This window comes from Photobacterium sp. J15 (genome assembly GCF_963870815.1).
Lineage (GTDB): Bacteria > Pseudomonadota > Gammaproteobacteria > Enterobacterales > Vibrionaceae > Photobacterium > Photobacterium marinum.
In genome coordinates this window covers 816713-840651 of sequence record NZ_CAWMUI010000001.1, presented here as the reverse complement: position 1 = coordinate 840651, position 23939 = coordinate 816713, and the positions used below count along the sequence as shown (strand labels likewise).

19 protein-coding genes and 5 tRNA genes are annotated in these 23939 nt (G+C 48.7%); 7 read left to right on the top strand and 17 right to left on the bottom strand.

Annotated elements, in window-relative coordinates:
• Window positions 1–64 precede the first annotated feature (64 nt).
• A complete protein-coding gene (locus AACQ93_RS04260) occupies window positions 65–940 on the top strand; it encodes a TraB/GumN family protein (RefSeq protein ID WP_064602408.1) in 876 nt (291 codons plus the stop codon).
• A gap of 410 nt (window positions 941–1350) precedes the next feature.
• On the opposite strand, the gene AACQ93_RS04255 is transcribed toward AACQ93_RS04260, so the two are convergent.
• From AACQ93_RS04255 to AACQ93_RS04235, 5 genes are all read right to left on the bottom strand, one after another.
• Window positions 1351–1427: transfer RNA gene (locus AACQ93_RS04255), tRNA-Pro, on the bottom strand.
• A 42-nt stretch (window positions 1428–1469) separates the two neighbouring features.
• Window positions 1470–1546 (bottom strand) — tRNA-Pro (locus AACQ93_RS04250).
• 42 nt (window positions 1547–1588) lie between these two features.
• A tRNA-Pro gene (locus AACQ93_RS04245) sits at window positions 1589–1665 on the bottom strand.
• Window positions 1666–1707: 42 nt separating this feature from the next.
• A tRNA-Pro gene (locus tag AACQ93_RS04240) sits at window positions 1708–1784 on the bottom strand.
• A gap of 42 nt (window positions 1785–1826) precedes the next feature.
• Window positions 1827–1903 (bottom strand) — tRNA-Pro (locus tag AACQ93_RS04235).
• 269 nt (window positions 1904–2172) lie between these two features.
• Here AACQ93_RS04235 and AACQ93_RS04230 point away from each other — a divergent pair.
• Together AACQ93_RS04230 and smrA are read left to right on the top strand one after the other, a co-directional pair.
• Entirely contained in the window at window positions 2173–2313 is a 141-nt protein-coding gene (locus AACQ93_RS04230; RefSeq protein ID WP_007470691.1) for a DUF3149 domain-containing protein, read from the top strand.
• Window positions 2314–2441: 128 nt separating this feature from the next.
• Entirely contained in the window at window positions 2442–3023 is a 582-nt protein-coding gene (smrA, locus tag AACQ93_RS04225; protein ID WP_007470693.1) for a DNA endonuclease SmrA, read from the top strand.
• Between the two features lie 58 nt (window positions 3024–3081).
• Here smrA and AACQ93_RS04220 read toward each other — a convergent pair whose 3' ends face one another.
• The 6 genes from AACQ93_RS04220 to AACQ93_RS04195 all read right to left on the bottom strand — a co-directional run bounded on the left by AACQ93_RS04220 (window position 3082) and on the right by AACQ93_RS04195 (window position 9184).
• The gene (locus AACQ93_RS04220) at window positions 3082–3696 is read right to left on the bottom strand and encodes a LysE family translocator (protein WP_064602406.1); all 615 of its coding nucleotides are present in this window, start codon (window positions 3694–3696) and stop codon (window positions 3082–3084) included.
• 56 nt (window positions 3697–3752) lie between these two features.
• Window positions 3753–4697: a LysR family transcriptional regulator gene (locus tag AACQ93_RS04215; RefSeq protein ID WP_064602401.1), complete on the bottom strand. Its 945-nt coding sequence runs from the start codon at window positions 4695–4697 to the stop codon at window positions 3753–3755.
• 38 nt (window positions 4698–4735) lie between these two features.
• Complete coding sequence (locus tag AACQ93_RS04210; RefSeq protein WP_064602399.1) at window positions 4736–5137, bottom strand: lysozyme inhibitor LprI family protein; 402 nt, start codon at window positions 5135–5137, stop codon at window positions 4736–4738.
• 52 nt (window positions 5138–5189) lie between these two features.
• On the bottom strand, window positions 5190–5666 hold the full coding sequence (ybaK, locus tag AACQ93_RS04205) for a Cys-tRNA(Pro) deacylase (protein ID WP_007470702.1): 477 nt from the start codon (window positions 5664–5666) through the stop codon (window positions 5190–5192).
• A gap of 134 nt (window positions 5667–5800) precedes the next feature.
• A complete protein-coding gene (gene ushA, locus AACQ93_RS04200) occupies window positions 5801–7474 on the bottom strand; it encodes a bifunctional UDP-sugar hydrolase/5'-nucleotidase UshA (protein ID WP_064602397.1) in 1674 nt (557 codons plus the stop codon).
• Between the two features lie 348 nt (window positions 7475–7822).
• Complete coding sequence (locus tag AACQ93_RS04195; protein ID WP_064602395.1) at window positions 7823–9184, bottom strand: Na+/H+ antiporter NhaC family protein; 1362 nt, start codon at window positions 9182–9184, stop codon at window positions 7823–7825.
• Between the two features lie 515 nt (window positions 9185–9699).
• Here AACQ93_RS04195 and AACQ93_RS04190 point away from each other — a divergent pair.
• The 4 genes from AACQ93_RS04190 to AACQ93_RS04175 all read left to right on the top strand — a co-directional run bounded on the left by AACQ93_RS04190 (window position 9700) and on the right by AACQ93_RS04175 (window position 18173).
• Complete coding sequence (locus AACQ93_RS04190) at window positions 9700–11583, top strand: methyl-accepting chemotaxis protein (protein ID WP_064602393.1); 1884 nt, start codon at window positions 9700–9702, stop codon at window positions 11581–11583.
• Window positions 11584–11900: 317 nt separating this feature from the next.
• Window positions 11901–13784 (top strand): methyl-accepting chemotaxis protein, encoded by a 1884-nt coding sequence (locus AACQ93_RS04185; RefSeq protein ID WP_064602391.1) that lies wholly within the window; start codon window positions 11901–11903, stop codon window positions 13782–13784.
• 364 nt (window positions 13785–14148) lie between these two features.
• Window positions 14149–16029 carry a methyl-accepting chemotaxis protein gene (locus tag AACQ93_RS04180; protein ID WP_064602389.1) on the top strand — a complete coding sequence of 627 codons (1881 nt, stop codon included), beginning with the start codon at window positions 14149–14151 and terminating at the stop codon, window positions 16027–16029.
• A 263-nt stretch (window positions 16030–16292) separates the two neighbouring features.
• The gene (locus tag AACQ93_RS04175) at window positions 16293–18173 is read left to right on the top strand and encodes a methyl-accepting chemotaxis protein (protein WP_064602387.1); all 1881 of its coding nucleotides are present in this window, start codon (window positions 16293–16295) and stop codon (window positions 18171–18173) included.
• 140 nt (window positions 18174–18313) lie between these two features.
• Here the strand turns inward: AACQ93_RS04175 and AACQ93_RS04170 are convergent, their stop codons facing one another.
• From AACQ93_RS04170 to prfA, 6 genes are all read right to left on the bottom strand, one after another.
• The gene (locus tag AACQ93_RS04170; protein ID WP_064602385.1) at window positions 18314–19570 is read right to left on the bottom strand and encodes an aromatic amino acid transport family protein; all 1257 of its coding nucleotides are present in this window, start codon (window positions 19568–19570) and stop codon (window positions 18314–18316) included.
• A gap of 290 nt (window positions 19571–19860) precedes the next feature.
• Window positions 19861–20715 carry a 3-deoxy-8-phosphooctulonate synthase gene (kdsA, locus tag AACQ93_RS04165; RefSeq protein WP_007470725.1) on the bottom strand — a complete coding sequence of 285 codons (855 nt, stop codon included), beginning with the start codon at window positions 20713–20715 and terminating at the stop codon, window positions 19861–19863.
• A gap of 68 nt (window positions 20716–20783) precedes the next feature.
• Window positions 20784–21593: a SirB1 family protein gene (locus tag AACQ93_RS04160; protein WP_064602383.1), complete on the bottom strand. Its 810-nt coding sequence runs from the start codon at window positions 21591–21593 to the stop codon at window positions 20784–20786.
• A 2-nt stretch (window positions 21594–21595) separates the two neighbouring features.
• A complete protein-coding gene (locus AACQ93_RS04155) occupies window positions 21596–21976 on the bottom strand; it encodes a SirB2 family protein (RefSeq protein ID WP_007470729.1) in 381 nt (126 codons plus the stop codon).
• A gap of 13 nt (window positions 21977–21989) precedes the next feature.
• Window positions 21990–22838 (bottom strand): peptide chain release factor N(5)-glutamine methyltransferase, encoded by an 849-nt coding sequence (gene prmC / locus AACQ93_RS04150; RefSeq protein ID WP_064602381.1) that lies wholly within the window; start codon window positions 22836–22838, stop codon window positions 21990–21992.
• Complete coding sequence (gene prfA, locus AACQ93_RS04145; RefSeq protein ID WP_007470733.1) at window positions 22838–23929, bottom strand: peptide chain release factor 1; 1092 nt, start codon at window positions 23927–23929, stop codon at window positions 22838–22840. Before prfA ends, prmC begins: the two co-directional genes overlap by 1 nt.
• Window positions 23930–23939: the final 10 nt, after the last annotated feature.

Below are 23939 nucleotides of genomic sequence, written 5' to 3'. Positions count from 1 at the left end.
CGTTAGCTATTCAAACAGATAACTGATATAACCTTGTCAGTTATCTGTTTTTTCCCGGTGTATCATGTTCAAATCACTGCTCACCAAAGCCCTGCTTCTCCTTCCTTTTGTCGCAGGCCAAGCACTTGCCGAACCTATGGTATGGCTGGCAAAAGATGAACAACGACAATTTGTTCTTCTCGGCTCTATACATGCAGGAGAACAAGACTTCTACCCTCTACCGCAGGCATTTCTGGACTACTGGCCAAAAGCTGACAGTCTGGTGGTCGAAGCCAATATCCTTAAGCCGGTTGATATTCAGCTCGACCGAACTATTCCTTCGGCTAATGCCCTACTGCAAGCCCAAGATAAAGAAACTCTGGCTGATATTGCCAAACAAACCGGACTGCCCTACCTTTCCCTGCTCCACAGCCCGCCATGGCTGGCAGCCGTTAATCTGCAAATGGCGATGGTTTCCGGTGTAGGCCTTAATCCGGAAAAAGGAGTCGATATCGTCCTTCTTAAACGGGCTGAGCAGCAAAAATTACCGGTACTTGAACTGGAAGGCGTCAAACAGCAACTGGCCGTGATGGAGGAACTGCCGGATCATGGTCAAGATATTCTGCTCTCAACCATTCGCGACTGGGACAAGATGCAATCGCAGCTCTCCTGCCTCATTTCAGCGTGGAAATCCGGTGATCACCAGCAACTCAACGAGCTGTTTGAAGAAAGTCAGTATGGAGAAGCCACGGACGAAAAGCTGATTTTTGAGCGTAATCGTAACTGGGCACAACAACTGACCCAAAGCCCGGATTACCGCAAAGGTACCTACTTGATTGTTGTAGGCGCGCTGCACCTATTTGGAGAGCAAGGATTGCCTTCATTGCTGGAAAAAGAAGGGATGACAGTGACTTTGCTGACCAAAGGACAATCAGCGGCGTGTCAGTTGGCAAAAGAATAAAGAGTTGTAGAGGCTGAGCTCTGGATGCGCTGCCAAACTGCGCTATTTTCTTTCAACAACACCAAAACGAAAAAAGCCAGCTCAATGAGCTGGCTTTCAAATGGTGGTCGGTGAAGAGCCAATTCCAAATCCTGGGAACCCCCGACCCTCTGGTCCGCATTTTACCAAGAGCTCTGGATACGCTATCAAACTGCGCTATTCTCTTTCAACAACACCAAAACGAAAAAAGCCAGCTCAATGAGCTGGCTTTCAAATAGTGGTCGGTGAAGAGCCAATTTCAAATCCTGGGAACCCCCGCCCCTCAGGTCCGCATTTTACCAAGAGCTCTGGATACGCTATCAAACTGCGCTATTCTCTTTCAACAACACCAAAACGAAAAAAGCCAGCTCATTGAGCTGGCTTTCAAATAGTGGTCGGTGAAGAGGGATTCGAACCCCCGACCCTCTGGTCCCAAACCAGATGCGCTACCAAACTGCGCTATTCACCGACTTGTAAGCAACAAACTATTCTAATCTGCCACTTGAAATAGTGGTCGGTGAAGAGGGATTCGAACCCCCGACCCTCTGGTCCCAAACCAGATGCGCTACCAAACTGCGCTATTCACCGACTTGTAAGCAACAAACCATTCTAATCTGCCACTTGAAATAGTGGTCGGTGAAGAGGGATTCGAACCCCCGACCCTCTGGTCCCAAACCAGATGCGCTACCAAACTGCGCTATTCACCGACTTGTAAGTAACAAACTATTCTAATCTGCCACTTGAAATAGTGGTCGGTGAAGAGGGATTCGAACCCCCGACCCTCTGGTCCCAAACCAGATGCGCTACCAAACTGCGCTATTCACCGACTTGTAAGCAACAAATTATTCTAATCTGCCACTTAAAATAGTGGTCGGTGAAGAGGGATTCGAACCCCCGACCCTCTGGTCCCAAACCAGATGCGCTACCAAACTGCGCTATTCACCGACGTTATTAACAGCACTCTGTACTGCTGAGGCCGCTTATGTTACTCGCCGGAAAAAATTACGCAAGTACTAAACAGGATTTTTTTATAATATAAATTCGTTTGCTCATCAAACCATCAACTGTCTGGAAAAACTGACAATTCAGTGATCACTGCCGCAGGCATATAACACAATTGTTAAACAACACACCTACCATTGATCCAGATCATCGTAACAATTTTGTTTCATTGCGTATCTTGTAACCACTCTCTCACGACAAAAGGACTGCATATGGAATTTTGGCTGGATCTTTTATTTGGCAATGCCGTTGGGCTGTCTTCAATGATCGTGATATTCGGAGCTCTGGGATTAATGCTTTTTTTTGCGGGGTATTTTATTTACAAAGCCCTGTCATCACCTTCTCCTCACTAGAGCCATTTGCAAACGTAACCGCTTGCACCAGGATCAATTGTCGGTGTTGATCCTGGATTTCTTTTTGCTCTCCGCTCCGGAATGAAACTTGGTATAATCAAAAAACCATAGTCAGATTCCGAACCACCATGTCAGATTACGATGATCTCGATCTCTTCCGAGAGATGATGTCCGACGTCTCGCCAATCAAGCAAGATCAGGTCGAAACCGTTCAGAAACAAAAAGTCACTGACGCTCATATCGCCCGACGACTTGCTGCTCAGACACTGTCTGATGGCGACCCTGAATATTTGTCACTCGACTACGCAACCATGTTAAAGCCCGACGATATGGTTGAGTTCAAACGCGATGGCGTCCAGGACGGAGTTTTCCGTAAACTTCGTCTGGGCAAGTATGAAATCCAGGCCCGACTTGACCTGCACCGTAAAACGCTGCAGGAAGCTCGTGATGAAGTCCTTAAGTTCCTGAAACAATGCCAGCGGATGGATATCCGCACAGTGATCATTGTACACGGCAAAGGGGAACGCTCTAATCCACCAGCACTGATGAAAAGCTTTGTCTCTACCTGGTTACAGCAAATCAGTGATGTAATGTGCTTTCATTCAGCCCTGCGACAGCACGGTGGCAACGGCGCACTCTATGTCATGCTCAAGAAGAGCCCAGAGAAAAAGCAGGAAAACCGAGAAAGGCACCTAAGCCGAAAAGCATGATCTTACAAAAGAAAAGAGGAGCAACCTGCTCCTCTTTTCTTTTAACTCATATACTCGTTTACACCTGCACCACTACCCGTAACGCCAGCAGAATCAATACCACACCGGACAGGCGATCAATCAGCTGCGCTTTGTGCTTCAGTTTATCCAACACTTTAGGATTGGATAGCACAAAAGCAATCAGGGTGTACCAAAGCCCGTCCACCAGCAAAGGAGTCGCCACAATCACCGCCCGACTGGAAACCTCTGTTCCCACAGCGACAAACTGACTGAACAGTGCCAGGAAAAACAAAGCCAGCTTCGGATTCAACAAAGAAATCATCAAGCCATCACGGGCGGCGAAAAGTAAGCGGGTTGGCTTCCCGGCTGCTAGCTTTGCCGCTACACCACCTTTGGAACGTAAGGCATTCACACCAAGGTAAGCAAGGTAAGCCGCCCCTGCATAGGTGATAAATGTAAACAGGGTTGGTGACTGCTTAAGGACCACGGCAAGGCCAAGTAAAGTCAGAAATGCATAGAATCCTACGCCCATCGCATGTGCCCATGAGGTAACCACCCCATGCAGGCGGCCACCAGCCAGACTGTGTTTGGCAACCACAGCCAAACTCGGCCCCGGAGACATGGCACCGAGGATACAAATCATTAATAACGAAAGCCAAATACTGAAAGTCATTCTTTTACTCCTTTATGCTGACACCCAAGTTATCAGCCAGAAGCTATAATCTGAAATCAAAAGAACTCATCACAGTTATGATCTGAAATCATAGAGATGGAATACATAGAACTTTGCATCACAGCCAGTACCTGCTCCCTCAACCAGCGATGCGAGGGATCACTGTCGAACCTCGGATGCCACAACAACCAATACCTGTGCTCGGGAGCGTTGAAAGGAAGTGGTTTATAAATGATAGGAAACATCTGCTGCATGTTCGATGCGATATGCTCCGGGATCACCATCAGCATATCGGTGCGGCAAACTGTCTGAAATGCGGAGCTAAAGAAAGGTACTGAAAATTGGATCCGGCGTGACAGGCCACGTTCTGCCAGTTCTTTATCAACAAAACTGTCCTTATCACCGCCACCGGATACTGACATATGACCATAGCGGATGAAATCGACAGCGGACATGGTTTCATTTACCGCAAGAGGATGGGAGCTGCGCATCACACATACCGGATAATCAGCACCAATCTGAGTGCCACACAACCCCGGCGGGATACTTGGCAACATAGTGGAGACCAGCTGAATATCGAGATCAGCCAACCTGGAAAACTGATCCGGCGACCACAACTGATACGCCAACTTAAGGTTCGGTGCCTGGCGCTGAACCCGCTCGACTATCTCCGGCAAAATATATTGCGCCACATAATCCGATGAAGACAGCACCACTCGCCCTTCCCAGCTTTGCGGCTCAAATTCATCACTGATAAACAACTCCTGGCACTCTGCCAGCAAGCCATCGAGCTTTTGTTTGAGCTGCTGTGCTTTAGGAGTCGGCAAAAGGCGGTTACCGTCCCTCACCAACAGGGGATCACCAAACAGCTCTCGCAACTGATTAAGCTGGCGGCTGACCGCCGACTGGGTAATGCACAAATGCTCGGCTGTACGGCTGACATGGCATTCATCCAGCAATACCTGCAAGGTGCGCAATAAATTAAGATTAATCGACTTCATCCGACCATCTTATACCAGGTTGCAGCTCCGATCCGGCATTAATTTGCGTACTCTTTCAGGCGATCAACCTGCTGTGATGTCAGAGCTTCCATGCAGTCCAGATACCCCTGACCGGCCCCGCTACCAGAACCATAACTGGCCATCACAAAACGGCATTGCTGCTCCCGCCAGGTTCGAAAAGCAGTAACGGATTGACTAAATGCAGCCTCAGCGCCGATATCAGCAGAACTGATTGCATCCAGCTCCGCCATACTGCCCTGCACCTGCTTTTCGAGAGCTTGCAACTCTTCATCCACCTGCTGGTAAGCCTGTTCAAGACACTGACTCAACGCCTGATGACCTTCACTTTTCTCACTGCAATCGGCCAGTGATGAAGCAAAAACCGGTGCGGATAACATTACAAGGACCATCACAAAAACAAGGCTGAATTGACGTAACATCGGCATATCTCCTTTCATAGCCACCAGGCGCAGCTAACCTCTCGAACTGATATCAGCTCTTCGCTATAGGTGCGAAACTACCACTGGTCAGAGACAGCAGGTCCTGAGGAGCCAGTTCAATTTCCAGACCACGACGGCCGGCACTGACACAAATCGTTTCAAACTGTTCAGCAGAGGCATCAAGAAAAGTCGGCAAGCGTTTCTTCTGACCCAGCGGGCTGATACCACCGACAATATAACCTGTCGTTTTTTCAGCAATCTTCGGATCCGCCATGTCGGCTTTTTTACCACCAGCGGCTTTGGCTGCGGCTTTCAGATCCAACATGCCAGATACAGGCACAACAGCCACGGCTAGTTTCTTGGCATCGCCATTTAACGAGAATAGCAGGGTCTTGAAAACTCGCTTCGGATCCTGCCCCAGCACTTCAGCCGCTTCATGACCAAAGTTGGTATTGGCCGGATCATGGTCATACTGATGAACGGTGTAATCTATCTTTTGTTTCTTAGCTAATTTAATCGCAGGAGTCATAACTCTCTCATGCTTGTTATTTGTGTGACATATTAAATCAATATATCTGACCCACCGATAATAAAAAAGCCCCGGCACAAAACCGAGGCTTTTTTGACTACCGCATGGATTAATCACATGCCTGAGTTCGGCGATTATTTATAAACAATCTCACCTTTAGGTGCGAACTTGTTCACATCAACCGGGCTGTTTGTTTCCAGGAAGTCTTTCAGTACTTCTGCATCAACAAAACCAGTGTTCACATGGCCTGGGTGGTTAGTCAGCTTAGGATAGCCGTCACCGCCTGCTGCGTTGAAGCTTGGTACTGTGAAACGGTAAGTTTTCGCCATATCCAGTGACTGACCACCGATCTTAACGTCATGGACCGTACCGTTTTCAACCACCATTGAAATACCGTAGAACTGAGCGTAAGCACCAGAATCGATTGGCTTGGTTGCAACAACATTCAGGTAATCCATCACTTCTTTACCTGTCATGTCGTTGTAAGTCACGATGTTGCCGAATGGCTGGACAGTCAGAACATCTTTATAAGTGATGTTACCGCCGGCAATAGAATCACGAACACCGCCAGAGTTCATTACCGCGAAATCTGCTTTCGCACGCTGCATGTGAGAAGCAGCAATCAGACGACCCAGGTTAGTTTGCTTGAAGCGAACAACGTTACGGTCACCTTCCAATTTGCCGTTAGATTCAGCAATTTTCACATTCAGTTTCGCCTGGCCACGATCCTGGTATGGCTGTAGGAAGCTCTTCACGTCCTGGTTCTGAGCAATCTCATCTTCGATGAAGACATACTTCTTACCACCGTCAGCAAGCTTCACTTTCTTCTTCAGGTTAACTGGGATCAGGTCATAGCTAACCATCTGCAGCTCGCCGTTCTTGAATTCAAAGTCAGCGCGACCTACGTATTTACCCCACTCGTGAGCCTGTACGATCCAAGTACCGTTCTGCTGGTCCGGCTTACACTCATCACCTGGCTTGAAGTTCTTGTTATACATGTTCGGACCTTCCATGCAGACAGGCTCTTGCGAGTGACCACCTACAATCATGTCCAAATCACCGGAATCCAGGTAGCGAGCCAACGCTACGTCACCCGGTGCGTTAATACCGTTATTAGCGTTAGCATAGTGACCCATGTGAGTCGCAGCGATGATCACATCCGGCTTTTCAGTCTCTTCCAGCTCAGCGATCAATTTTTTCGCTTCAGCTTTCGGATCGCGGAAGTCAACATTCGAGATAAATTCAGGGTTACCGATTTTCGCTGTATCTTCAGTAGTCAGGCCGATTACCGCAATCTTGATGCCCTGACGCTCGAAGATCTGGTATGGCTGGAACATACGTTCGCCAGTAGTCTTGTCGTAAATGTTTGCTGAAAGCATTGGGAATTCAGCCCAGTCTTCCTGTTGGCGCAATACTTCAATCGGGTTATCGAACTCGTGGTTACCCAATGCCATTGCATCGTAGCCCAGCATGTTCATACCTTTGAAATCAGGTTCTGCATCCTGAAGGTCCGACTCAGGAACACCGGTGTTGATATCACCACCGGACAGAAGCAACGTTGTACCACCTTCAGCGGCAACTTCCGCACGAATCTCGTCAAGCAGAGTCTTACGCGCTGCCATGCCGTATTCGCCTTTAGAGTTCTGCCAGAAACGGCCGTGGTGGTCATTCGTATGCAAGATAGTCAGTTTATAGGCTTTGTCCTGCTGCCACGCAGGTGCGTTGTCGCCAGCCTGGCCAGCGCAACCGGCCATAGTTGCCAGTACTGCCGCCGCTAATGCTGTTCTTGCAAAGAAACGTTGCTTCATGGGGATCCCCTTAACCATAGGTATAATTCTTCTACAAAGCGACACACTAATACCCCTCATCCTCGCCGGAATATCCACTGCTCCGGAGCTGTAGGGAGGGTTAAGTAATAGTGTTCACTCTTCCATGTAAATGGTCTAAGTAGCTGTTTCTACTTATTTCAGTGGCGTCAGTTTAAATTAATTAGTTAACACGTGCGTTGTGATTTCATCAATCTGTTGACTGGATCACTTTACCGATAATTTGTTAGCTCAATACTTTGAATACATGCAAAAAAAAGCCCCGCATATGCGAGGCTTTTGATATCATTCTCAGTTTTTCAACGAGCAGTAAAACCGCTTCGCGTCACATTATGCACTGGCCAGCTTGCGTGCAGGGTGTTTTACAAACACCGCGACGATGGCCGCAAAAGCCAGGAAGAAACAGTAATAAGAATGGCTGACCACAGCCAGTGGCGACAGACCGAATACCGAACCAAGCAGCAGCGCCTGAGCACCGTATGGTAGCAATCCCTGAACTACGCAAGAGAAAATATCCAGCAGACTTGCCGCACGTCGCGGTGTCACACCATTTTCTGCCGCCAGCTCTTTCGCCACGCCACCAGATACAATGATGGCAACTGTATTGTTCGCCGTACAACAGTTAGTCAGGCTGACCAAACCGGCAATACCCAACTCGCTGGCACGCAAGTTCTGTCCTTCGGTATGATCTTTACTAAACACTCGGATAATGCGGCTGATCAGTGACGTCAAATAAGCCAGACCGCCCTGCTGACGCATCAGCTCACTAATTCCGCCAATCAGCATCGACAGCAGGAAAATTTCCTGCATATTACCGAAACCGGCATAGATGTCCTTACCGTAAGCAGCCAGGCTGTAATCTGCCGAAGCAAACAGGCCAACACCACCTGCCAGCAGAATACCAATACTCAACACAACAAACACATTCACACCTGACACAGCCAATACCAGAATGGTGACGTAAGGCAGCACTTTCAGCCATTCGATATCTGTTGCGGCAGGCACTTCCGTCGGCGTACTGCTGAACATGAAGATCACAATCGCAGTAATCGCTGCCGGCAAAGCAATACGAATATTCTCACGGAACTTGTCTTTCATCTGACAGCCCTGAGAGCGCGTTGCAGCAATGGTCGTATCCGAAATGATTGACAGGTTATCGCCAAACATAGCACCGCTCAGCACGACACCGGCAGTCAGCGCAATATCCATACCCGCAGCCTGAGCGATACCCAGCGCAACCGGTGCAACGGCTGCAATTGTACCCATTGAGGTACCCATCGCTGTTGCAATAAAAGCAGAAATAACAAAAATGCCCGGCAGGATCATGCTGGCTGGCAGCATAGACAGGCCAAGGTTAACCGTTGCATCCACACCACCCGTTGCTTTTGCAACAGAAGCAAAAGCACCGGCAAGCAGGTAAATCATACACATGGCAATAATATCGCCATGACCGACACCGCGAAGAAACTGCTCAATTGCCTTATTGAGCTTTTCCTTACTAAGCAATAACGCTACGATAACGGCTGGCAACGCAGCAACCGGCGCCGGTAGCTGGTAAAAAGCAAAGTCCACACCCTGCATAGTCAGATAGCTGCCAACACCAATAAACAGGGAAAGAAAGATTCCCAATGGTAATAGCGCCAAGGCTGATGGGGCATGCGTTAAATCAGATTGTTTTGTTGTGTTTGACATGATGACTACAGGACATCTTTTTTAAAATTTGCCCTAGACTAAAACTTAGCTATAGATGTGTCAACATCTAGACGTCTAAACATCCAAATCAACACTCTCCCGCCTTCCCATCTGATTTCAAATTAACCATCAAAAATCACCCGGAATACAGAACCTATACGGGAAGTCTCCGAACAACTGGCTCAGAAAGCCCGTGATGCAGCCATTCAGGCCCGTCAGCTTTCGTAACTTTCAGAACAACTAAGAGATGATATATCCCGGTTTGAGCTATAAATTAGAAACTGAGCAATATTATTAATAACTGTTATCAAATTTATGCCGCCATAACACTTTGCCATGGCGGCATTTTTTTGACTCTCATGCCAACAATAGCGTCAAATCACCCACTTCTTGTGTCAACATATGTCGTTTTATATGTGAATTGTCACTTTTTCGTGCATATTATGCTGAATGCCTATAAAATCCGCCGTGAACAATACTTGAGAACCCCCCCACTCTTTGAGACTCCAACAACAATGAAACTTACATTAAAGCAAAAACTCATTGGAGCCAGTTTGTCGGCAGTGGTCATTATGGCTACCGTCCTGACATGGCTCGCAGCGGGTCAACTATTTGATCAGACTCGTAGCGGAATTTACTCACGTGCTGACAGCCTATCGGCTGCGGCAACCGAAGGCATCGCGGACTGGATTTCTATCCGTAGCGATATTGCCTCGGCATTTAATGACTACAGCACAGAAGCCGATGTCGTTCCTTTCCTCCAGCAAGCGCGAAAAGCTGGCGGTTTTGATGACATCTTTCTGGGTACTCCTGCTGGCGGCATGTACCGCTCGCATCCGGAACGTAACCGTGCAGATTATGACCCTCGTACCCGCCCTTGGTACAAGGATGCACAAAACGCAGGTAAACAGATCATCACAACTGCTTATCGTGATGCGATCACCAATGCTCTGCTGGTAACCATCGCAGAACCTGTGATGAAGAACGGTACTATGGTTGGTGTTGTCGGTGCCGACGTACTGATCGACCAGTTGATCAACGACGTAATCAACTTGGATGTAGGTAAAAATGCCTACGCCATGCTAATTAACAAGCAAGACAACAGCTTCCTTGCCCATCCTGACGAATCCCTGCTGCTACAGCCAATCAGCCGTTACAGCCAGGAAATCAACATGGCCAGCATTGAAGCAGCGATCCAGTCAAACAGCATTGAAACTGTCACTATCAACGGTCAGGAAAAAATGCTGTACTTCGCCCATGTACCAGGTACTGAGTGGATTCTGGGCATTGAGATGGATCGCGCGACTGAAGAAGCAAGCAACACCAGCCTTCTGCGCCAGCTTATTACCACTTCTGTCCTAATCACTCTTATTGTTGTCAGCGCCGTTGCATGGCTGGTTGGCTTCCTGTTCCGCGATCTTGGTCGTGTCTCTGAAGCCCTGGCTGAAATTGCCACCGGTGAAGGCGACCTGACTCAGCGTCTGGAACCTCGCAGTGATGATGAAGTTGGTCAGCTTGCCGATAACTTCAACCGTTTTGTCGGCAACATGCACGGCATGGTAAGTCGTCTGAGCGAAGTGTCTGCAGCCCTGAGCCAACAGGCTCACATTACTGCTTCTCAGGCGGAAGAGCGCAGCACGCGTATCCAGCACCAGCAAGATGAAATCAACATGGTCGCTACCGCAATCAATGAGATGGCAGCAGCTACTCAGGAAATTGCCGGTAATGCGGACAACACAGCGCAAACCTCCAGCGAAACAGTGGAAGTTTCCGAGCACGGTGCCACTCAGGTAGGCCAGAGCCAGCAATCAATTTCCAGCCTGGCAGGTGAAGTGGAAACGGCAACAGAGGTAATTGAAGAGCTCAACACTCACGCTCAGAGCATCAACACCATTCTGTCTACGATCCAGGGTATTGCCGAGCAGACTAACCTGCTGGCACTGAACGCAGCAATCGAAGCAGCGCGTGCCGGTGAGCAAGGCCGAGGTTTTGCCGTGGTTGCTGATGAAGTACGTGTGCTGAGCCAGCGTACTCACGCTTCAACGCAAGAAATTCAGCAGATGATTGAAACACTGCAGCAGACAACCGGTCGTGCCGTCGGCATTATGGAAGACAGCCGCCGCCTGGCTGAAACCAGTGTTGACGATGCCAACGCCGCCTCTGCCAGCCTGTCGCAAATCAACAGTGCTGTTACCAACATCAGCGACATGGCAACCCAAATTGCTTCTGCCGCTGAAGAGCAGTCTTCTGTTACATCAGAGATCACCCGTAATACCGAAGGGATCCGCGATGTTTCCAACGAACTGGCAGTAGAGGCCGATGAAGCAGCTAAACAGGCTGCCGAGCTGTCTCACTTGTCGCACGAGCTGCAGCAGGAAATCAACCGCTTTAAGCTGTAAAAGCAAACACGCTTAACGCAAAAACGGGAGCCCAAAGCTCCCGTTTTTTTATATCTGTACAATCGATACCATTCAGTTATCCCTCAGCACCTCCCCCCAGCCCAGCACATTTCATCGCCACAGAGATTAAAAACACCTCAAACGGATAGATTGTATGACAAAAAAGCATAATATTACTTCACTTAATAAACGCAAATGATAATGTGTCTCAACAACAATTATTCAGTGCGGTAGAAAAGCCATACATCAACGCTCTCTGTCCATCTTCCCCACAGCGAGAGAGGTATTTCACGCCGCGCCACAGAACAGCAAACACAATGAAACTACTTTTAAAACAGAAACTCATCGCAGCAAGCCTGTTCACCGTGCTGCTGATGGCTGGCTCGCTGACCTGGCTGGCAGCCAATGAACTGCAACTCCAGACCCAAAACGATATCAATACCCGGGCCAGAACCCTGGCCGCAACAGCAACTAAAAACCTTGCCGACTGGATCACCGTCCGCAGTGAAATTATCCATAGCCTGGACCACATTACAGACAAGCCAGCTCTTGGCTCCTACCTGCAACAAGCAAAAAAAGCGGGAAACTTTGATAATATATATGTTGGTTTTCCGACCGGGAATTTCTACCGGGCTGACGAATCCCGCTCTCGAAATGACTATGACCCACGAATTCGTCCCTGGTATAAAACGGCGAAACAACAGAATCAGCAAATCATCACCTCGGCTTATCGCAGCGTCACCAGTAACGCTCTGATGATCACCATTGCAGAACCTGTCAGCGAGAATGGCTCACTCAAAGCGGTCATCGGTGGTGACATCCTGATTGAACAACTGGTTGATGATATTACGCGTCTGAAGATCGGTAAAAATGCTCAGATAATGCTTATCGATAAACAAACCCAGTCTTTCTTAGCTCACTCGGAAAAAGCCTTACAACTACAGCCTGTTACCCGTTACAGCAATGTGCTGAGTATGAAAAATATCAGTGACACCATGCGAAGCCACGAAGTCGAAGCTCTGACTATCAACGGAAAAGGAAAGCTGCTTTACTTCACTCCGGTTCCAAAAACACAGTGGCTGCTAGCGATCGAGATGGATCAGGAAACTGAAGAAGCAGGCTACCACCATCTGCTGCAGAAACTGATCATTTCCTCTGTCATCATTACTTTATTTACCGTCATGCTGGTTGCTGCTTTGGTGAACTTCCTGTTCAGGGATTTAGGGCGAGTATCAGCAGCACTGGCAGATATTGCCAATGGTGAAGGTGATTTGACCCAGCGTCTTGAACCATGCAGTGATGATGAAGTCGGTCAGCTGGCACACAACTTCAACCGCTTTGTCGGCAATATGCACAGTATGATGTCACGCCTTCAGCAGGTTTCTAATACGATGAATCAGCAATCTGAGCTCACTGCCACGCAAGCTGAAGAACGTAACAAACGAATTCAGCATCAGCAGGATGAAGTCAATATGATCGCCACCGCCATAAACCAAATGGCCTGCGCAACTCAGGAAATCGCCGATAACGCAAACAACACAGCCAAAACCGCGGAACAGAGTGTCACAATATCGCAGCATGGCTCAGCCCAAGTAAGCCAGAGCCAGCAGTCAATTTCGAAACTGGCAGGTGAAGTAAAAACCACAACAGAAGTGATTGGTGAGCTTGATGTTCATGCGCAAAACATCAACACCATCCTGTCAACGATTCAGGATATCGCTGAGCAAACCAACTTACTGGCACTGAATGCGGCAATCGAAGCAGCCCGTGCCGGTGTGCAGGGACGAGGTTTTGCTGTCGTGGCTGACGAGGTGCGAATACTGAGCCAGCGAACGCACAGCTCAACGCAGGAAATTCAGCAAATGATCGAAAACCTGCAACGTACCACCAACCGGGCTGTTGGCATCATGAATGACAGTCGCCGCCTCTCTGATACCAGCGTCGATGATGCCAACTCTGCAGCAGCAAGCCTTGCACAAATTAATAGCTCGGTTAACAACATCAGTGATATGGCAACCAGAATTGCTTCTGCGGCAGAAGAGCAATCATCAGTCACGACCGAGATCACCCGCAACACAGCCGGAATTCGTGACGTAGCGAACCTATTAGCTACAGAAGCAGATGAGGCCGCTCAACAGGCAGCCAAACTTTCTCTGTTATCACAGGACCTGCAACAGGAAATCGGTCAGTTTAAGCTATAAAACCAGATGGTGGGGAGCAGCTTTACAATCATCAATTCCGCTTCTCACCTGTCTCCGGCTTCTCTTTTTCTATCATCTCCATCCTTCCTTTTTACCATATCTGTCAGTCCCTAAATGGTTTAAGTTATTCAACCAATGGTCGCACTTTACCTGTGCCGAGAAGCATGATTTCAACTAATCCCTAATCAACAATCCTTTCGATTCCTCATTCTCTTGGGCTGAACTTTCCTTTTTGCCCTATCAGATTCATTCGCACAATTAATCACTTACCACAGAAAAAGTGTGACTTGGGTCACATTTTGATGCATGATACTCAGTTCCCTACACATTCATATCAACAAGAAAAACAGCCTTTAAGAAAAGAATGAAACTGACACTGAAGCAAAAAATCATTGGCTCCTGTTTATCTGCCGTGGTGATAATGGCCACTACGCTTACCTGGCTGGCAGCAAGCCAGCTCGCCAACACAACCCAGAAAGGTATTTACGATCGCGTAGAAAGTCTGTCCAACGCGGCTTCCACCAGTATATCGAACTGGATTTCCATCCGTTCCCAAATTGCCAAAGCCGCAGGGAACTACACCCGCCACGAAGATTTTGTCTCTTACCTGCAACAAGCTCGTCAGGCTGCCGGGTTCGATGATATCTACTTCGGTACACCTACCGGTGAAATGATCCGTGCACGTACCGAGCGTAATCGCGCCGGGTATGACCCTCGTATACGCCCTTGGTACAAAAAAGCAGTCAATGCTGGTGAGCAGGTTATTACTTCTGCCTACTTAGGCGCGGCAACCAATGCCCTTCAGATTACAATCACTGAGCCGATCTACCATAACGGTAAGCTGCTTGGTGTCATTGGTGCCAACGTCCTTGTTGAGCAATTAATAAATTACGTCATCAACCTGGATGTTGGTACCAACGCTAATACCATGCTGCTGAGCAATAATGGTACCTTCCTGGCTCATCCTGATAACAGCCTGATCCTGGAACCTTATGACCGTTTAAATCCCAAACTGACCGTGCCGCATATTCGTGAAGCAATCCAAAAAAGAACCATTGAGACGGTAACGATCAACGATGTAGAAAAACTGTTTTACTTTACCGAGGTACCAAACTCAAACTGGGCATTAGGTATCGAACTAGACAAAGCAACAGAAGAAGCAAGCCAGAAAAACCTACTGCGTAACCTGCTTGTTATTGCTTCAGTAATCACCCTACTGGTTGTCGCAGCAGTTTCTTATCTGGTTAACTACCTGTTCCGAGACTTAAGCCGTGTTTCTGATGCCCTGGCAGAAATTGCCACCGGTGAAGGCGACCTTACCCAACGCCTGGAACCACGCAGTGATGATGAAGTCGGCCAGCTGGCGCACAACTTCAACCGTTTTGTCGGCAACATGCACGGTATGGTTTCGCGTCTGAGCGAAGTGTCACAAGCACTGAGCCAACAGTCAGACCGAACGGCTCAACAGGCGGAGGAACGCAACACTCGCATCCAGCATCAACAGGATGAAATCAATATGGTCGCGACTGCCATCAACCAAATGGCAGCTGCCACCCAGGAAATTGCCGGAAACGCCGATAACACCGCCAAGACCTCTGGCGAAACGGTGACTGTTTCAGAGCATGGTGCTGAACAAGTGAATCTAAGCCAACAATCAATAACCAACTTGGCTGGAGAAGTAGAAACCGCAACCGGTGTAATCGAAGAGCTAAACACCCATGCTCAGAGCATCAACACTATCCTGTCTACCATTCAGGGTATTGCTGAGCAGACTAACCTACTGGCACTAAACGCGGCCATTGAAGCTGCTCGTGCCGGTGATCAGGGCCGTGGCTTTGCCGTGGTTGCTGATGAAGTACGAGTCCTGAGCCAGCGAACTCACGCTTCAACACAAGAAATTCAGCAGATGATTGAAACGTTGCAGCAAACAACAGGGCGGGCCGTTGGCATAATGGAAGACAGCCGCCGCCTTGCTGACACCAGTGTTGACGACGCCAATGCCGCAGCGGCCAGCCTGTCACAAATAAACAGCGCAGTAACCAATATCAGTGATCTGGCTAATCAAATTGCCACAGCAGCTGAAGAGCAGTCATCCGTCACATCGGAAATCACCCGTAATACAGAAGGGATCCGCAATGTGTCGGATGAGCTGGCGTCAGAGGCGCAAGACGCAGCTCAGCAGGCAGCCGAACTGTCTCACCTGTCACAGGAGCTGCAACAGGAAATTGACCGTTTTAAGCTATAAAAACATGTCGCTTCACCATATCTAGAAAGCAAAAAGCGAGGGCCCATGGCTCTCGCTTTTTATTGGCATGCTTAATCTGTTAGCAACAGATATCAATTTGCCAAATCATTCTGAGCTTAAGCTTTACCAACATCGGTCGCCTCTCTCCTTATATAAGAAATTGGGTGTCGTTATTTCCATACACGTCATAAACCCAATCAAAACAAAAATATCTTTTCCAGACTCTACAAATCGCATGCCCAGTAGGCAGCAACTTGATAACGATGAAACTATCTTTAAAACAAAAAATAACCGGAGCCAGTCTATCGGCTGTCGCTGTTATGGCTACAGTTCTAACCTGGCTGGCAACCACTCAACTTTATGACCTGACACGCACCGGCGTTCAAACCCGCTTAGAAAGCTTGGCTCAGGCAACCACCGATGGCATTGCAGACTGGGTAGCAATTCGCACCCAGATAGCTCATACAGTGACAGAGTACGCAACCGACAAAAACATTATCTCCTACCTGCAGCAAGCACAAAAAGCAGGAGATTTTGATGATGTATTCCTTGGCACCGTCAATGGTGAAATGTTCCGTTCTCACCCTGAAAGAAACCGCGCAGGTTATGACCCACGAGTTCGTCCTTGGTATAAACTTGCCGTCAGTGTCGGTGAGCAAATGATTTCACCTGTGTATATCGGCAGTTCAACTAAAGCTCTGACAATTTCGATTTCAGAACCTGTTTACCAAAACAATAAATTGGTTGGCGTGCTTGCCGCTGATGTACTAATCGATCAACTGATCAACGATGTCATTAACCTCAATGTCGGTATCAACGCTCAAGCGATGCTGTTTAGCCGTAACGGCTCTGTTCTGGCTCATACAGACAAAAGCCTGATCCTTGAGCCCTTCAACCGCATAAGCCCGAAACTGACTCTTCAACGTATCCTACAAGCCAGTGCCGAACATTCCATGGAGATAATTTCAGTCAACAGCAAAGATAAAGTCTTCTACTTCTCTGAAATCCCCGGTACGGACTGGATACTTGCATTCGAAGCTGACAAGGAAACAGAACTGAGTAGTTACAATGAGTTATTTAGAAAGCTCATTCTTATCGCTATCGCAATTACGCTGGTAATGATTGCGCTCGTTGCCTCTCTGGTTAACTACCTGTTCCGCGACCTGGGCCGGGTTTCTGATGCGTTGGCTGAAATAGCTACCGGCGAAGGCGACCTTACCCAGCGCCTTGAACCACGAAGCGATGATGAAGTCGGCCAGCTGGCGCACAACTTCAACCGTTTTGTCGGCAACATGCACGGTATGGTATCGCGCCTGAGCGAAGTGTCACGAGCACTGAGCCAGCAATCAGACCGAACCGCTCAACAGGCGGAGGAACGCAACACCCGCATCCAGCATCAGCAGGATGAAATCAACATGGTTGCTACAGCCATCAACGAAATGGCGGCTGCCACCCAGGAAATTGCCGGTAATGCTGATAACACGGCCAAAACCTCTGGCGAAACAGTAACGGTTTCGGAACATGGTGCTGAGCAGGTTAACCAAAGCCAGCAATCGATCACTAACCTGGCCGGTGAAGTAGAAACGGCAACCGATGTAATCGAGGAGCTGAACACCCATGCTCAGAGCATCAATACGATCCTGTCTACCATTCAGGGCATTGCCGAACAGACTAACCTGCTGGCACTGAACGCAGCCATTGAAGCAGCACGAGCCGGTGAGCAAGGCCGAGGCTTTGCCGTGGTTGCCGATGAAGTCCGAGTACTGAGTCAGCGCACTCACGCTTCAACACAAGAAATTCAACAAATGATTGAGACACTGCAACAGACAACAGGACACGCCGTCGGCATTATGGAAGACAGTCGCCGACTTGCTGAAACCAGTGTCGATGATGCCAATGCCGCGGCAGCCAGCCTGTCACAAATCAATAGCGCAGTAACCAATATCAGTGATATGGCGAACCAAATTGCCACAGCAGCTGAAGAGCAATCATCTGTGACATCGGAAATCACCCGCAATACCGAAGGGATCCGTAATGTCTCTGATGAACTGGCATCAGAAGCTCAGGATGCTGCCCAGCAAGCTGCCGAACTGTCTCAGCTATCGCATGAACTGCAGCAGGAAATCAGCCGCTTTAAGCTTTAAATCTGGCTCTGCGTGCAAAATCAAAAAGGCGCTCCACCAGGGAGCGCCTTTATTTTTGTCTTAAGATGAAACAGACATTCAAATAAAAGAGGCTCACCACAATGGCGAGCCTCTTTTATTTATCACTGATTTTAAGTAAATCAGATCAAACTAAATACGATTGCCGATACAGCAAGTAAACCAGCAAACAGAATAAAGTAAGTACTGAATTTACCGCGGTACTCTTTCAAGGCATCAACTTTATATACTGCCAGCATTGGCATGATAAACAGAATCATCGCAATTACCGGGCCGGACAGGGCTTCCATCATCCCCAGAATACTTGGGTTCATTACCGCAGCAAACCAGATTGCGAAGAACATGAAAGCAATACCCAGCTTATCCAACTTACCTGGTGCCATTTTCACCTGCTTCTGCAGCATACCGTTCAGGCTCTCCCTTGCGCCCATAAAGTGGCCAAGGAATGAAGATGAAATCGCGATGAAAGCAATCAGCGGACCAAGCGTAATTATAAACGGACTGTTATGAACATTAGCCAGGTACGACAGTACGGATACATTCTGCGCTTTCGCTTCCATCAACTGTTCCGGACTCAGGCTCAATACACAGGAGAAAACAAAGAACAGAACAAATGAAATCAGCATGATTGAAGTGCGCTTCAGGATCTGTTCTGATTTCTGACCGGCTTCTTTACCGTAATGACGACGCTGTACATTAGCAAAGCTAGAAATCGCCGCGGCATGGCTGAAAGCAAACACTGTTACCGGAATCGCCAACCACAAAGTCACGGAGAAACCTTGCCAGTCCTGCATGATAGCCAGATCCGGCATCTGCCAGTTCGGGATCAGGTAGAACGAAAGACCAGCCAGAATCGCAGCCAGCGGGTAAACAATCACTTCAAAGGCTTTCAACATCACCTTTTCACCGGCCATCATGATCGCAATCATAGCGAACACAAGCACGCCAGACAGCATGATGCGGGACGGCGAGTCCATACCCAGCTGATTAACAATAAAGCTGTCGACTGTATTTGTCAGACCCACACCGTAAATCAGCAGGATCGGGAAAATAGACAGGAAATACAACAGAGAGATCAGGCGACCCGCGCTGGCACCAAAGTGCTCTTCCACTACATCGGTAAAGTCGGCATCCGGCTTGGATGAAGACAGAACGAAACGGGCCAGACCGCGGTGGGCAAGAAATGTCATTGGGCCTGCCAGTACGGCCATAATCAGCAGAGACCAAAAGCCCCCGGCTCCAATATTGATTGGCAGGAACAAAATACCGGCACCGACAGCAGTACCGAATAAGCTCAACATCCAGCTGGTATCGTGTTTAGTCCAGCGAGAAACTGTCTCCTCTGTATTACCCAGAGGTATATCATGAGATAATGACACGTCACACCCTACATCTACGAAATTTTACTCGGCACTGAGTATACAGATGCAGAATTAAATACTCACAAATGAACCGACAAAGATATCGCTCTCATTCCGCGCCATGCCTAGGTATATGGTCCAGTGATATTGGAATGACTAATGAATATCTCCACCAAAACCGCAATGAGCAGATAGATTCACTAAATTTTTACGATTTTCATTTTTTTTATTTTTTATAAATTTGCTCAAAAAACAAACAGCCCAACAGGTAAACCTGCCGGGCTGTTGGCTTTTCCGGATAAATCCGATTATTTAATATCGATAGGCTCGAAACCTTTGATCAGATCATCCAGCTGTTTAATCTGCGCCAGGAACGGCTCCAGTTTATCCAGCGGGAATGCAGATGGACCGTCACAGCGCGCCTGATCCGGCGTTGGGTGTGCTTCCATAAATAGGCCGGCAATACCAGTTGCAATACCGGAACGAGCCAGATCAACTGTTTGCTCACGACGACCACCAGATGCAGCACCCAGCGGATCACGACACTGAAGGGCGTGAGTCACGTCAAAGATAATCGGGCTGCCTTTAGAAGCCTTCTTCATCACATCAAAGCCCAGCATATCCACTACCAGGTTGTCGTAACCATGCAGAACACCACGCTCACACAGAATTACCTGCTCGTTACCGCACTCCGCAAATTTTTCAACGATGTTACCCACCTGACCAGGGCTCATGAACTGAGGTTTCTTCACGTTGATCACTGCACCAGTCTTGGCCATAGCTTCAACAAGGTCTGTCTGGCGCGCCAGGAATGCTGGCAATTGGATCACGTCAACAACGTCAGCAACAGGCTGAGCCTGGTACTGCTCGTGGATATCGGTAATGATCTTCACACCGAAAGTGTCTTTCAGCTCCTGGAAGATCTTCAGGCCTTCTTCCATGCCCGGACCACGGTATGAATGAACTGAAGAGCGGTTTGCTTTGTCGAATGACGCCTTGAATACGTAAGGAATGCCAAGCTTGTCAGTCACTTCAACATACTTCTCACAGATCTGCATTGCCAGATCACGAGATTCCAGTACGTTCATACCGCCAAACAGGACAAACGGCTTATCGTTGGCAACGTCAATATCACCAACTCGAACAACTTTCTGTTCCATCATATCTTCTCTTCTCATTCTAAAAAGAGAGGCAATAGTGTTGCTATTGCCCCTGAATGTATCACCAACAATCAGTGTAGGGTGACAGGCTCTTCGTAAAGAGCCTCAACCTGTAATTTCAGCAGCTCAGCCGCCGGATCTTCCGGGCACTGCTCAATGAAATATTCGTAATCCATTGCCGCCACATGACTGCATTCGAGCTGCTGATAAATATAGCCGCGATCGCGAATTTCATGCGGATCTCCCGGACGGAATGACAGTACCATATCGCTGCATCGCAGGGCGTCGGCAAAATGTTCCTCCCTAAGCAGGGCACTCTTCATAACCGTCAGCCAGCGGGTAAGGATATCGCTGTTCTCAGCAGAATTCATATCCGACGACTGAAGTTCAACAAACGGCCCGCGATGACCTTTCAGCCACGCACGCAGCGTATGTTTGCTCAGGTACTCCCCGTCAAATGGGTTGATGTATTGCTGCTCACCGTCATACCAGTCAACCTTGAGGATAAACTGAGTCGGAAAGCCGACACTGGTCACCGGCAGATCAAGATGTCGGGCAAGGTAGAGGAATATAGCCCCCAGGCTTACCGGGATCCCTTTCTTACGTTCCAGTACTTTATCCAGAAAAACATTGTCGGAAGAAAAGTACTGCTGATGGTCACCGTGGAATCCCCACTCGCGGTAAAACAAACGGATCAAGCCTTCCAGACGCAGATGCGGATTCAGTTCATCCATCAATGCCTGTTCAGCTTCCTGAGCAAGTTTCCGTAGTTGGATACGTACCCAGCCAGCCGGAAACGCAGGTTTAACAGCGGCTGTCATTTCCAGCGCACCTTCCACCAGCGGCATTTGTTCCAGTTCTTCATCAGTAAAACGTAACATGATTACCCCAGAAATGATGTTTTAGTCACAGCAATCTTTGCGGCGGCCATCACCCAGCCAAGCGAGCCCAGGAAGGCAAAGGTCTTGAACACCTTATTTTTGCCATGGTGCAAAGTGAAATAGCCCAAAGCAATATAAGCCAGAACACAACTCAGCTTTTGCGTCAGCCAGCTTCCGGATTCAGTAAACGGCATAAAACCGGTCATGAAAATCAGCACAATACCGGTCAACAGCACCAACGTATCCACAACATGCGGCGTGACTTTAAGGAATTTTTTCTCAATCAGCGACGAGTTAGCCATTACCATCAGGTATCGGGCGACAAACAGCAGAACACTCAGTGCAATGGCTGTCATGTGAAGGTGTTTAAACGCAGCGTACATATTTTAGTTCTCTCTATCCTTGCCAGCAGCCCATGGTTACCCGGTCAAGGCCGGCATAATCCTGTACTGTTGAGACCTGGCTATATCCCAGTTCCAGTAAAATATCCCTTACCGCCTCACCCTGCTCGAAGCCGTGCTCCATCAGCAGCCAACCGCCCTGTTGCAGGAACTGACGCCCCTGTTCACTGATAATACGTATATCAGCCAGGCCGTTTTCATCTGCCACTAAGGCACTTTTCGGCTCAAAACGCACATCGCCCTGTTCAAGGTGCGGATCGGTTTTATCAATATAAGGCGGGTTGCTGACGATAACGGCAAAACGTTCGTCGGCAGTCAAAGGGCTGTACCAGCTTCCGGAAAGGAAACGGGTATTTGTAATTTGCAGATTCTGGCTGTTATCACGAGCCAGTTGCGCCGCTTCCGGACGAAGGTCAATCCCGGTGACCTGCAGATCCGGACGCTCTGAAGCAATTGCCAGCGCAATCGCTCCTGTACCAGTCCCGAGATCCAGCACCGAGCATGGTTCCGCCGGAATTTTCTCCAACGCCAGCTCAACCAAACGCTCTGTATCAGGGCGTGGAATTAAGGTGTGCGGCGCGACTTTCAGCGACAATGACCAGAATTCACGCTCACCGACAATATATGCCACTGGCTCACCTGCCAAGCGACGCTGCAATGCCGCATCAAACGCAGCCTGCTGCTCAGTGTCGAGAATCTTTTCCGGCCAGGTCAGCAAGTAACTACGCGGTTTATCCAGCACGTAACACAGCAGAACTGCCGCATCAATTTGCGGGCTTTCAGAGCCCGCATCAGCTAGCTGTGCGGCAGCCTGCCGCAACAGCGTTTCAATGCTCAGTGACATTAATTTTGCTCAGCCATCGCCGCCAGCTGATCGGCTTGGTGCTCTTGCAGAACAGGCTGAAGCAGACAGTCCAGTTCACCTTCCATCACTTCGTTCAGGCGGTAAACAGTCAGGTTAATACGGTGGTCAGAAACACGGCCCTGCGGGTAATTGTAAGTACGGATACGGTCAGAACGGTCACCCGAACCCAGCAGGTTACGTCGTGTGCTGGCTTCTTCAGCATGACGCTTCTCTTCTTCCGCTTTGATAATACGAGCCGCCAGAACAGACATCGCTTTCGCTTTGTTCTTGTGCTGAGAACGCTCATCCTGACACTCAACCACAATACCGGTTGGCAAGTGAGTAATACGGATAGCTGAGTCCGTGGTGTTTACGTGCTGACCACCCGCGCCTGATGCACGGAAAGTATCAATCTTCAGATCGCCAGTGTTGATTTCCGGAATTTCTGCTTCTGGAATTTCAGGCAGAATCGCAACAGTACAGGCAGAAGTGTGAACACGGCCCTGGGATTCAGTTGCAGGTACACGCTGAACTCGGTGGCCGCCTGATTCAAACTTCAACGTACCGTAAACGCCTTCACCGTTCACTTTGGCAATCATTTCTTTGTAACCGCCATGCTCTGCATCATTGGCGCTCATCACTTCGACACGCCAACCGCGACTTTCCGCATACTTGCTGTACATACGGAACAGGTCACCGGCAAAGATACCCGCTTCGTCACCACCCGCACCGGCACGGATTTCGATGAAACAGTTACGCTCATCGTTCGGATCTTTCGGGATCAGAAGAACCTGAAGCTCATCTGCCAGACGCTCGATTTCAGACTTAGCTTCCTTAACTTCTTCCTGCGCCATTTCACGCATGTCAGGATCGTCTTCCATCGCCATCATTTCTTCAGCTGTCGCCAGGTCTTCTTTGGCCTGCTGATAAGCCTGGAAACACTTGGTTACTTCTTCCAGTTGTGAATACTCACGGGAAAGCGCACGGAATTTATCCTGGTCACCGATCACATCAGGATCGCTAAGCAGGTGCTGAACTTCTTCGTAACGCTCAACCAGCGTTTCTAGTTTGACTAAAATAGACGGTTTCATAATCGACTTA